The organism is Streptomyces acidicola (genome assembly GCF_009377235.1).
In the GTDB taxonomy this organism is placed as follows: domain Bacteria; phylum Actinomycetota; class Actinomycetes; order Streptomycetales; family Streptomycetaceae; genus Streptomyces; species Streptomyces acidicola.
Window position 1 is genome coordinate 1 of sequence record NZ_VMNX01000270.1, and the last position, 11,996, is coordinate 11,996.

Consider the following 11,996-nt stretch of genomic DNA (forward strand, 5'->3'; position numbering starts at 1 on the left):
CGGATAGGGGCCACAGGCGCCGATCGGCAGCAACGGCTCGACCAACGCCCACTCGTCGTCGCTGAGTTCACGCCTCGCCACACGAGAGTTGTACCAGCAGGTGATCACGACTCCGTACAGGCCCTAGCGGGCGCACCGGACGAACCGAAACCAGGGTGCGTCGGGCATGCCGGAGCCAGAGCCACCAGGTGCGCCAGTGTCGGGGTGTAGCCGGCGTCCCGGCATATTCCGGGCCCCGGCTTGGGGTTACGCTCCGCGCGCGGCAGACCGGCTCTGTTGGGCCCAGGGGTGCGTGCGATGGCGTGCGCCCGAGGGTGCGCCCTGCGTATCCCGGCAATCGAGTGCCGCAGGTCCCTCTGTCCCCGGCAGGGCATGTGCCTCACGGACTTGCGGGAAGCATGAGGCTCATGGCGTGTGCGCCTCCTACGCTGTTCGTGCCACAGTGCGCCCCTGTGCGCGGTAGGTGGTATCCGATATCGGGTATGTGCCCATTAACCCCAAGAAACCGGACACCCTCCGCTTCTGGCCCGGGAAGTGATCGGCGTGATCGACACCGAAGGCGACTGCGCCGAGTGGACCTTCCCCGCTGAGCCCGGTGCCGTGCGGGCCGCTCGCGCCGCCGTCAGGGACCGGCTGCGCGGCTGGGGCCTCGATTCCCTCGCCGATGTGACGGCCCTGCTGGTGAGCGAGCTGGTGACCAACGCGCTGCGACACGCCACCGGACCCATTGGCGTGCGCCTCAGCCGCCCCACCGCCCCCTTGGGTGTCCTGCTCGTGGAGGTCTCCGACTCCCTCCCGGACCCGCCCCACGCGCTCGCACCTCACCCCGACGACGAGGGCGGCCGGGGTCTCCAGCTCGTGGCCTCGTCCTCCCGGGCCTGGGGCACCCGGCCCGGAACGGGCGGGAAAACCGTATGGTTCGAACTGGCCGTGCCCGGATGACGCACGTTCCGCGGGGGGAGGCTCCCCGGGGCGCACGGCCGCAGAGCGGTTCAAACCAGTGGTGCCGCCCGGACTCCTTGGTTCGAGGTGCCGCCGCAGGGTTAGAAGACTGGGAGTATGGCCGGGCCGGTCCAAAAGGCATCGGGACCGTGCTGTGATCGTGAACACCGTGTCGTGCGGCGCCGTAGTGCTGGATACTGCGGGCAGCCGCCCCCGGTGACCGAAGCCGGACGCGGTGAGCTGGAGGGGACGGTTCGCGTGAGCGAGATACCAGCGAAGGCCACGGAGTCGGAGGACCCGTCGGACGGCGCGAGGGGTGAGGCCGCGAGCCGTTCCGCCGCGGGCGGCACGCCACGCGGGGCCGTACGCCGCACAACGGGCCGCGCGACGGCCCGTACTGCCGACGGCACCACCCACGGCACAACCATCGGCACCGCCGGCGTAAACAGCGTGCCCGGCGGGACCACCGGAGACGCGGCCGGTGACGCGGGCCGCCGCGCGCCCGCCGCCCGCGGAGCCCACCGTGTGTCCGCCGCCACGAGTAACGGAACGACCGGCGCGTCGGCCGGTGACGGGCGTGAGACGCCGGGCGCGGGCGTCCCGGACCAACGGTCCGGCGACCGCTCGGGCGCGGGCGCGGGCGCGGCAGCCGGCGCCCGGCCTGGCGAAGGCCTCGGCGCGGGCGTGTCGGCCGGTCGGCCCGGTGACAGCCGCAGCGCCAGTGCGGGCACACCGGGTGCAGGAGTCGGTGACCGCTTGGGTGCGGGCGCGTCCGGCGCGCGGCTCGGCGACGGCCGCGGCGCAGGCAAGTCGGCGGACCGGCCCGGCGAGGATCTCGGCACTGGCACCCCGGGTGCGGGAGTCGGTGACCGCTGCCCGGGCGCGTCCGGTGCGCGATCTGGTGATGGCATCGCTGCGGGTGCGTCGGCCGCCCGGCCCGGTGACGGACGTGGCGCGGGCGTGTCGGCCGACCGGCCTGGTGACGGACGTGGCGCGGGTGTGTCGGCCGACCGGCCTGGTGACGGACGTGGCGCGGGTGTGTCGGCCGACCGGCCTGGTGACGGACGTGGCGCGGGTGTGTCGGCCGCCCGGCCCGGTGACGGACGTGGCGCGGGTGTGTCGGCCGCCCGGCCTCGTGACGGTCGCGGTGCGGGCGTGTCGGTCGGCCGGCCCAGTGAAGGTCTCGGCGCGGCCGCGTCCGTAGATGGGCCCGGTGACTCCATGTGGCAGAGCAGTCCGCCCGGCTCCCTCTATGACTACGTCAAGGTCGCCTCGTTCTCGATCGGCCCCGACGGTCTCGTCGACCAGTGGAGCCTGCGCGCCGAGACCATCTTCGGCATCCCCGCCGAACGGGCCCTCGGTATGGACCCCATCGCCGCTTTCGTGACTCCCGATCTGCGCGAACGCGGTCAGCGCAAGATGGCCGAGATCCTCGACGGCCGTGAGTGGACCGGAGTCATCCCGGTTCGGATGCCCGACGCCGAGGGTACCGAGGGGCTCGCCGAGGTCTATGTGATGCCCACGACCACTGAGGACGGCGAACGGGCCGCCGTGTGCATCGTGGTGGACGTCCGCACCCTGCGCTCGATCGAGACCGACGTCGCCGCTTCTCAGTCGATTTTCGGCCAATCTCCGTTTGCGTTTCTGCTGATTGACACCGACATGCGGGTACGGCGCGCCAACCAGCGGTTCGCCTCCACCTTCGGCGGGGCTCCCGACGAGCACCGCGGGCGCGGCGTCCACGACTACCTGCCGCCATCCGAGGCCGAGCGTGTCTCCGCGACCCTGCGCCGGGTCCTGGAGACCGGCGAGTCCATCACGGACATGAACGTCACCGGCTTCGTGCCGGGCTCCGACGAGCGCCGCCACTGGTCCATCAACCTCTACCGCGTACACAGCGGCACCGGCCGGCCCATCGGCATCGCCTGGCTCGGAACGGACGTCACGGCCCGGCGCGCCGCAGCCCGCGAGGCCGCCGCCGCGCGACGCAATCTCGCTCTCCTGAACGACGCCGGCGCCCGCATCGGCAACTCCCTCGACCTGGAGACCACCGCCCGCGAACTCCTCGACGTCGTCGTCCCCGGCTTCTGCGACCTCGCCACCGTCGACCTCTACCAGGGGCTCCTCGTGGGCGACGAGACCCCGCCCGGACTCGCCGACGGCAGCGCCGAACTGCGCCGGGTGGCCTTCGCCAGCGCGGTCTCCGACGCGCCCTTCGTGGGCGGTCCGGCCCCCGTCGCCCTCGGCGCGGTCCACCACTACCCCTTCAACTCGCCCTGCGCGGACGCCCTGCGCATGGCCCGGCCGCAGCACATCCCCGCCGAGGACGGCGGACTCATACAGTCCACTCTCGCCGTCCCGATGGTCGCGCACGACACGGTCGTCGGGCTCGTCCAGTTCTCGCGCACCAAGGGCAGCGAGCCGTTCGGGGAACGCGACCGCGCCCTCGCCATGGAGCTGGCCTCGCGCGCCGCGGTCTGCATCGACAACGCCCGCCTGTACCGCCGCGAGCACGAACGGGCGCTGATACTGCAGCGGTCCCTGCTCCCGCCGGGCGACCCGGAGGCGTCCGGACTGGACATCGCCTGCCGCTATCTGCCGGGGAACGCGGCCACCGAGGTCGGCGGCGACTGGTTCGACGTCATAGAACTCCCCGGTCACCGCACCGCGCTGGTCGTCGGCGACGTCATGGGCCGGGGCCTGCGCGCCGCCGTCGCCATGGGTGAACTCCGCACCGCCGTCCGTACGCTGGCCCTGCTCGACCTCGAACCCGCCGAGGTCCTCTCGGCGTTGGACGAGATCGCCCGCGGCCTCGGCACCCAGGGCGGCATCCAGCAGGCCTCGCGCACGGCCGCCCGCCAGCCCCGCGACAAGGACCTCTCCGAGGTGTACCTCGCGACCTGCGTGTACGTGGTCTACGACTCGGTGACGAGAAGGTGCACCTTCGCCAACGCCGGCCACCTCCCACCCGTGCTGGTCGAGCCCGGCGAGAGCGCGCTCATGCTGGACGTGCCGCCGGGCATGCCGCTCGGCGTGGGCGGTGAGCCGTTCGAAGAGGTGGAGGTCGACCTGCCCGAAGGTGCTCTGCTGGCGCTCTACACCGACGGACTGGTCGAGAGCCGCGACCATCCGCTGGACGAGGGCCTCCAGGCGTTCGTCGGCGCCCTCACCGACCCTTCCCAGCCCTTGGAGGATGTCTGCGACCACGTCCTCAACACCCTCGACACCCACCACGGCGAGGACGACATCGCCCTGCTGATGGCCCGTGTACAAGGGCTGCCCGCCGACTCCGTGGGCGACTGGACCCTGGCCCGCGAACCCCGCAGCGTGGGCCGCGCCCGCGAGTACGCGCGCGGACAGCTCCAGGCGTGGGACCTGGAACCACTGGTCGACACGACCGAGCTGCTGGTCAGCGAACTCGTCACCAACGCCCTGCGGTACGGCGAGGGCGAGATCCGGCTGCGGCTGCTGCTGGACCGGACGCTGGTGTGCGAGGTGTGGGACGCGGGCCTGGTGCAACCGCGCCGACGCCGGGCGCGGGACACCGACGAGGGCGGCCGGGGCCTCCAGCTGGTCGGCCTGCTCTCCGCGGCCTGGGGCTCGCGCCGGACACCGCGCGGCAAGACGGTCTGGTTCGAACTCCCGCTCCCGGACGGCGAGTCCGGACTGACGGACCCGGCGGAGGCGTTGCTCAGCCTGTTCTAGTGAGCCCGCCGCTCCATCGAGGGGGGGGCGGCTGCTCAGAACGGGCGGCCCGTACTCCTCCGCCTTCGGGTCGCGGGCCCGCCGAAACAGGCCGGCCCTCGTGGCGCGCCCCGGTCGCCGGGCGCCTCCCCGAGGAGCACGCCGCCCAGCAGAGCCCCGGCGAGTCCGCCGCCGAAAGGGCCGCCGTACGGATTGCCGTACGACCGCACGTCCCGCCGGGCCAGTCGCTGGGCCTCGTGAGCCTGGAGGTCGGCGCGCCGGGCCTCGGTGAAGGAGGAGTTCTCCTGGGCCAGCGCGAAGTGCCGTTCCGCGTCCGCCAGCAGGATGCGTGCCTCGCTGCCGACGGCCGCCCGGTGCGTCGTGACGAAGCCGATCGCCGCGGTCACCGCACTCCGGGCCGTCAGCAGGGCCCCGTCGAGCAGGTCGGCGGCGTACCGGCCGGGCAGCGAGCTCCCCGGCGCGGCAGCGGCCCCGGAGAGGCGGCGCAGCGCGTCGAGAGGGTCGTACGGCCCGGCGGCGGCCTTCCGGCGTACCTGCGTCACGGTCGCCGCGGTGACACGGTCCTGGGGGAGACCGCTCCCGACGAGGGCCGACTCCAGCTCCGTGAGCACCGCCGGCAGTCGCGCCTCGGCCGCTGCCAGCCCGGTGGCGAGTCGGTCCACGCCGGTCACGAAGACGTCCGCCTGGTGGACGGCCCCCTCCGCCGCCCGCAGGTGGACCGCCGCCGTCCCGTGGTCGCCCCGGTCCGCGGCCTTCCGGGCCCCGTCCAGCTGCTCCGTGGCGAACACCAGCCGGTCCTCGGCCTGTTCGACGTGGCCCGCGACGGGCAGGCAGGCGGCGGGGCCGTACCGCTCGCGCAGCTCGCCCAGGGTCGCCTTCGCGCCCGTCGCCCGGCCGGTCAGCTGCCGGAAGCGTGCTTCCGCGAACTCCAGGGCCCCGGTCGGTTCCCGTTCCAGCGCCCGCAGCTGGTCGAACGCGGGCGCCTGAGCGTCCAGCCGCCGCCCGGCCTCCACGCACCGCGCCACGGTCTGCCTCAGGACCTCCCGCCTCTCGTCGGCGGGCACCCGCTCGGCGGTGTCGTCGAGCCGCTGCCGCAGCCGGAACGCCGCCGCCAGCTCGGCCCGCGCGTCCTGAAGCGCCTGAGTGAAGGGCCGCGCGTCCTCCTCACCCAGCCACCCCACGACGAACCCGAGCTCCTCGGTGCTCGTCCGCACGCAGTCGTCGGCCTCGACGAGGAACCGCCGCGCCTGCCGGTCGAGTTCCGCCGACGCCACGACCGGCTCGCCGCCGCCCGGTGTCGTACGCGTCCCGGCCCGCCGCGTCCGCCGTACGAACGAGTACGCGGCGAGCACCGCCGCGGTCACCAGCGCGACCAACGGCGGTACCAGGTCCCCGGTGGACGTCACATCTGGGAGCGTATGGCCCCTTTCGGGGGCTCGCTACCGGGGTCCTCCGGGGGTGTGGCCGGGTGCGTCTCGTCTGCCGGGTTCCTGTGTGTGGGCGGCTGCGGGTTCAATGTGGCTGGTCGCGCAGTTCCCCGCGCCCCTTAAAAGCATGGGCGCGCCCGGCACTGCAACGCACCGTTACCACCACCCTTGGCCCACAGGCGCCCCCGCTCACGACGGCGTTACGTCGACCGCCTCCGGATCTTCGAGCCCAGCCACACCAACGGGTCGTACTTGCGGTCCACCGCGCGCTCCTTCAGGGGGATCAGCGCGTTGTCGGTGATCTTGATGCCCTCCGGGCAGACCTCCGTGCAGCACTTGGTGATGTTGCAGTAGCCGAGGCCGTGCTCGTCCTGGGCGGTGCGCTTGCGGTCCAGGCCCGACTCTGCGGCCGCGTCGAGCGGGTGCATGTCCAGTTCGGCGACGCGCATGAGGAAGCGCGGGCCCGCGAACGCCGGTTTGTTCTCCTCGTGGTCGCGCACCACGTGGCACGTGTCCTGGCACAGGAAGCACTCGATGCACTTGCGGAACTCCTGCGAGCGGTCCACGTCCTCCTGCATCATCCGGTACTCGCCCGGACCGACACCCTCCGGAGGGACGAAGGACGGCACCTCGCGCGCCTTGGTGTAGTTGAAGCCGACATCCGTCACCAGGTCGCGGACCACCGGGAACGCGCGCAGCGGTGTGACCGTGATCGTCTCCTCCCGGTCGAAGACCGACATCCGCGTCATGCACATCAGCCGCGGCCGTCCGTTGATCTCCGCCGAGCAGGAACCGCACTTGCCGGCCTTGCAGTTCCAGCGGACGGCCAGGTCGGGGGCCTGGGTCGCCTGGAGGCGGTGGATGATGTCGAGGACCACCTCGCCGTCGTTCACCTCGACCTTGAAGTCCTCAAGGCCGCCGCCTTCCGCGTCCCCGCGCCACACCTTGAAGCGGGCCTCATAGCTGGTCACTCGAACAGCTCCTCTTCAGCGAGGTACTTGACCAGCTCCTCCTTGTCGAAGAGGGCGAGCAGGTCGGGACGGATGGGATCGGTGGTCTCACGGGTGAGGGCGATCTGGCCGCGGACCGGGTCGGTGGCCGCCAGCCCGCCCGTCGGGTCGGTCAGCGCGCACAGAAGGTTGATGTTGCGCCACCCGCGGTCCATCGTCGGGTGGTCCTCCCGGGTGTGGCCGCCGCGCGACTCCGTGCGCTCCAGTGCCGCCCGCGCCACGCACTCGCTGACCAGCAGCATGTTCCGCAGGTCCAGGGCGAGGTGCCAGCCCGGGTTGTACTGGCGGTGCCCCTCGACCCCGGCCCGCCGCGCTCGTACCCGTAGGTCGGCGAGCTTCTTCAGGGCCTGCTCCATCTCGGTCTCGCGGCGGATGATGCCGACGAGGTCGTTCATCGTCTGCTGGAGCTCCTGGTGGAGGGTGTACGGGTTCTCCGGCGGTCGCCCCGCCTCCTCGCCGGGTTCCGGGCCCTCGGCCGAGAACGGCCGCAGCGCCTCCGCGGCCGCCGTGTCGACCTGGACGTCGTCCAGCGGTGGCCGTGCGTCCGCCGTCCCGGCCGCGTACTCGGCCGCGTGCCAGCCCGCCCGACGCCCGAACACCAGCAGGTCGGACAGCGAGTTGCCGCCCAGCCGGTTGGAGCCGTGCATGCCGCCCGCGACCTCGCCGGCCGCGTACAGGCCGGGCACGCCCCGTGCCGCCGCCGTGTCCGAGTCGACCGCGATGCCGCCCATCACGTAGTGGCAGGTCGGGCCGACCTCCATCGGCTCGGCGGTGATGTCGACGTCGGCGAGCTCCTTGAACTGGTGGTACATGGAGGGCAGCCGGCGGCGGATGACCTCCGCGGGCATACGGGTCGAGACGTCCAGGAAGACTCCGCCGTGCGGGGAGCCGCGGCCCGCCTTCACCTCGGCGTTGATCGCCCGCGCCACCTCGTCACGGGGGAGCAGCTCCGGGGGCCGCCGGTTGTGGTCCGGGTCGTCGTACCAGCGGTCGCCCTCCTCCTCCGACTCGGCGTACTTCTCCTTGAACACGTCGGGGATGTAGTCGAACATGAACCGCTTGTCCTCGGAGTTGCGCAGCACCCCGCCGTCGCCGCGCACCGACTCCGTGACGAGGATGCCCTTCACCGACGGCGGCCAGACCATGCCCGTCGGGTGGAACTGCACGAACTCCATGTTCAGCAGCGGCGCGCCCGCGAGCAGCGCCAGCGCGTGCCCGTCACCCGTGTACTCCCACGAGTTCGACGTCACCTTGAAGGACTTGCCGATACCGCCCGTCGCGATCACGACAGACGATGCCTTGAGGACGAAGAAGCGTCCCGACTCGCGGTCGTACGCGAAGACGCCCGAGACACGGCGGCCCGCGGCGGAGCCGCTGTCAGGCCCAGTCTTCAGGATCCGGGTGACCGTGCACTCCTGGTACACCTTCAGCCGTGACTCGTAGTCGCCGGTCTCCCGGTGGTCCTCCTGCTGGAGCGACACGATCTTCTGCTGGAGGGTGCGGATCAGCTCCAGGCCGGTGCGGTCGCCGACGTGGGCCAGGCGCGGGTACTCGTGCCCGCCGAAGTTGCGCTGGGAGATCCGGCCGTCCTTCGTACGGTCGAAGAGGGCGCCCCACGTCTCCAGCTCCCACACCCGGTCGGGGGCCTCCTGCGCGTGCAGCTCGGCCATGCGCCACTGGTTGAGGAACTTGCCGCCGCGCATGGTGTCGCGGAAGTGGACCTGCCAGTTGTCGTGCTCGTTGACGTTGGCCATCGCCGCCGCGATGCCGCCCTCGGCCATCACCGTGTGCGCCTTGCCGAACAGGGACTTGCAGATCACGGCCGTACGGGCGCCCCGCTCGCGTGCCTCGATGGCCGCGCGCAGCCCGGCGCCGCCCGCGCCCACCACGACGACGTCCCACTCCTGCCGGTCGACCACGGACATCACAAGGCCCCACTCATTAGAAGAATCGCGGATCGTCGAAGGCGCCGGACGCGACCAGGTAGACGTAGAAGTCGGCGACCGCCACGCTCACCAGCGACGCCCAGGCGAGCTGCATGTGCCGGGCGTTGAGCTTGCCGACCCAGGTCCACATCCGGTAGCGCACGGGATGCTTGGAGAAGTGCTTGAGCCTGCCGCCGACGATGTGCCGGCACGAGTGGCAGGAGATGGTGTACGCCCAGATCAGCGCGATGTTGACGAGGAACACGACGGTGCCGAGGCCCATGTGGCCCCACTCGTGGTGCTCGTTGCGGAAGGCGAGCACGGTGTCGTACGTCAGGATCCCGGCGACGAGGATCGCGGCGTAGAAGAAGTACCGGTGGATGTTCTGCAGGATCAGCGGGAAACGGGTCTCGCCGGTGTACTTCTTGTGCGGCTCCGCGACCGCGCAGGCCGGCGGTGACGCCCAGAACCCGCGGTAGTAGGCCTTGCGGTAGTAGTAGCAGGTCAGCCGGAAGCCCAGCGGGAAGATCAGGATGATGATGGCGGGGGAGATGCCCCACCAGCTGCCGAAGATCTCCCAGTTGGGCCCGCCGGGCATGGGCTCGCACCGCTCGGCCAGACAGGGCGAGTAGAAGGGCGAGACATAGGGCGAGGCGTAGTAGTGCGCGTCGGCGAAGGCCCGCCACGTCGAGTAGACGATGAACGCGAGCAGCCCCGCCGCGGTGGCGGCGGGTGCCAGCCACCAGCGGTCGGTCCGCAGGTGCGGGGCGGTGATCGCGGCGCGTGTGCCGGTGCGTACACCGCCGCTGTTCAGATGAGGTTCCGTTCCAGTGGCCAACTTAGGACGCACCTTCTTGTCGGGGCTCGGGTGAAACCCTTTTTCAGGGCTCGGGTTCGCCTCCGGGGCGCCTGAGCCTGTGTCGCGCCCCTTCGGCTCACTCGCGGTCGGGGGTCAGGGCGCGTGGCGGTCGCGGGCGCCGAGTCCCTCGTCGTCCGAGTCCGTCCACAGGGTGCTGTCGTACGGGGTGTCGGGGATGGTGACGAGCTCGGGACGGCGGGTCTGCCCGATCCCGGGCGCGGCGTCGCGCAGCAGGGCGACGCTTTCGCGCAGGTGGTCGGCGTCGGCGCGGACCCGGCGCATCTCCAGCCCGCCGCTGCCGACATGCTGTTCCAGGCGGCCCAGGGACCGGAACAGGTCGTCGAGACAGCGCTGGACCGATGTCAGTTCATCGTGCACGGACATGACGTGACCTCGCTTCCGCGGGCTCTCGGGCCCTGGGTGGCAACGTTCATGCGCCTGAGAGTGTTGCGCGTCACACAAGCCCCTGTGAAGGCATGTGCACGGATTGGCGAATCGCAGCCCGGTGAACGCGCCGTCGCGCGCTCCGGGCGTGCCCCGGCGGACACGGGGCCGTTGCGCCGCCTGGGTGGGCTTGTCTCCGCCTCTCGTCGTGTCGCCGCGTTCACTCGCGCTCTCTCGCCTTCAGTGGGGCCCATCCGTCTGATCGATGTGATCAGCGCCATATCGCCCAATATACCCCGAATATGATCAAAACGACCTTACTCTCCGTGGCGACAGCGACGGAGCGTTACGGCGACACCCGGAGGTTGCAGTGAAAGCCGACGACCGAGTCGGACCGCGCGCGGTGCTGCGCTCGGTCGCGTTCCTAGCCGCGGGCGTGCTCGTGGCGCCGGTGCTCACCGCGTGCGGCGAGGAGGACCCGGCCGGCAAACCCCTCGCCGGGCAGGACATCGCGCCCGCCGAACGCAAACAGATCGCCGACGGGGGCACCCTGCGGTGGGCCGTGGACGCCGTGCCCGAGACGCTCAACGTCTTCCAGGCGGACGCCGACGCCGCCACCACGCGGGTCGCCGGCGCCGTCCTGCCGTCGATGTACCGGCTGGACGCGAACGGCCGGCCGGAGCGGAACGCCGACTACCTGGAGTCCGCCGAGATCGTCAAGCGCGAGCCGAAGCAGGTCGTGCTCTACAAGCTCCACCAGCAGGCCGTCTGGAGCGACGGCCGCGAGATCGGCGCCGCCGACTTCGCCTCCCAGTGGCGCGCCCTGTCCGGCAAGAACTCCACGTACTGGACGGCCCGCAACGCCGGGTACGACCGCATCGAGAAGATCGAGCGCGGGGCCAACGACCTGGAGGTGCGCGTCACCTTCAAAAAGCCGTACGCCGACTGGAAGTCGCTGTTCACACCGCTGTACCCGAAGGAGATCACAAGCAGCCCGGACGCCTTCAACGACGGCACCCGGCGCAAGCTGAAGCTCACCGCAGGACCCTTCGCCCTCAAGTCCGTCGACCGCAAGGACGGCGAGGTCACCCTCGCCCGCAACCCGCTCTGGTGGGGCCGCCCCGCGAAGCTGAAGGAGCTGGTGCTGCGTGCCGTGCCGCGCGACGAGCGGGCGGAGGCGCTGGCCGACGGCAAGGTCGACATCGCGGAGGTCGACGCGGAGGACGCCCGGCGGATCGACCGCGTCGGACGGAAGGGCAGCAGCAAGGAGACCGAGGGCCGCAAGGGCGCGTCCGTCGCCCACGGTCCCGCCACCGGGCTCACCTCCGCCAGGGCCCTGCACTCCTGGGCGGTGGCGCACGGCTCCGACGACAAGGCCGCCGAGGAGGAGGCCGGCGCCCGCCGGAAGCGGGGCAGGGCGATCTCCGAGTACGCCCTGCAGCAGTCCGCCCTGCGCGGCTTCGAGGTCCGCAAGTCACTGGAGCCCGCGTACACCCAGCTCGCCCTCAACGGCGCCGAGGGCCCCCTCACCGACGAGCGGGTCCGCCGTGCCGTGGCCCGTGCCCTGAACCGCAAGCAGCTCGCCGACGTCGTCCTGAAGCCGCTCGGGCTGCCCCCCGTCCCCGTCGGCAGCCACGTCGCCCTCGCCGGCCAGGCGGCCTACGCCGACAACAGCGGCGCCCTCGGCGGCGAGGACACCAAGGAGGCGAAGGCCCTGCTCGCCGACGCCGGGTGGGTGCCGGGC

At 72.0% G+C, this 11,996-nt stretch carries 8 protein-coding genes; 3 read left to right on the forward strand and 5 right to left on the reverse strand.

Going from position 1 to position 11,996, the window contains the following annotated elements; genetic code table 11:
• Nucleotides 1-534 precede the first annotated feature (534 nt).
• Nucleotides 535-942 carry an ATP-binding protein gene (locus FPZ41_RS39880; RefSeq protein WP_322621332.1) on the forward strand — a complete coding sequence of 136 codons (408 nt, stop codon included), beginning with the start codon at nt 535-537 and terminating at the stop codon, nt 940-942.
• A 258-nt stretch (nt 943-1,200) separates the two neighbouring features.
• Nucleotides 1,201-4,647, forward strand: coding sequence for a SpoIIE family protein phosphatase (locus FPZ41_RS39890; RefSeq protein WP_407698881.1), 3,447 nt, complete (start codon nt 1,201-1,203; stop codon nt 4,645-4,647).
• A 35-nt stretch (nt 4,648-4,682) separates the two neighbouring features.
• On the opposite strand, the gene FPZ41_RS39895 is transcribed toward FPZ41_RS39890, so the two are convergent.
• The 5 genes from FPZ41_RS39895 to FPZ41_RS39915 all read right to left on the reverse strand — a co-directional run bounded on the left by FPZ41_RS39895 (nt 4,683) and on the right by FPZ41_RS39915 (nt 10,252).
• On the reverse strand, nt 4,683-6,053 hold the full coding sequence (locus FPZ41_RS39895) for a hypothetical protein (protein WP_152868912.1): 1,371 nt from the start codon (nt 6,051-6,053) through the stop codon (nt 4,683-4,685).
• Nucleotides 6,054-6,274: 221 nt separating this feature from the next.
• Nucleotides 6,275-7,045 carry a succinate dehydrogenase/fumarate reductase iron-sulfur subunit gene (locus FPZ41_RS39900; RefSeq protein ID WP_131563971.1) on the reverse strand — a complete coding sequence of 257 codons (771 nt, stop codon included), beginning with the start codon at nt 7,043-7,045 and terminating at the stop codon, nt 6,275-6,277.
• Nucleotides 7,042-9,009 carry a fumarate reductase/succinate dehydrogenase flavoprotein subunit gene (locus tag FPZ41_RS39905; protein WP_152868914.1) on the reverse strand — a complete coding sequence of 656 codons (1,968 nt, stop codon included), beginning with the start codon at nt 9,007-9,009 and terminating at the stop codon, nt 7,042-7,044. Before FPZ41_RS39905 ends, FPZ41_RS39900 begins: the two co-directional genes overlap by 4 nt.
• Nucleotides 9,010-9,025: 16 nt before the next feature.
• Nucleotides 9,026-9,847, reverse strand: coding sequence for a hypothetical protein (locus FPZ41_RS39910; RefSeq protein ID WP_152868916.1), 822 nt, complete (start codon nt 9,845-9,847; stop codon nt 9,026-9,028).
• 114 nt (nt 9,848-9,961) lie between these two features.
• Entirely contained in the window at nt 9,962-10,252 is a 291-nt protein-coding gene (locus FPZ41_RS39915) for a hypothetical protein (RefSeq protein WP_152868918.1), read from the reverse strand.
• A 370-nt stretch (nt 10,253-10,622) separates the two neighbouring features.
• Between FPZ41_RS39915 and FPZ41_RS39920 the strand changes: the two genes are divergently transcribed.
• The coding region (locus FPZ41_RS39920) for an ABC transporter family substrate-binding protein (protein WP_322621333.1) at nt 10,623-11,996 on the forward strand (1,374 nt) is incomplete at its 3' end.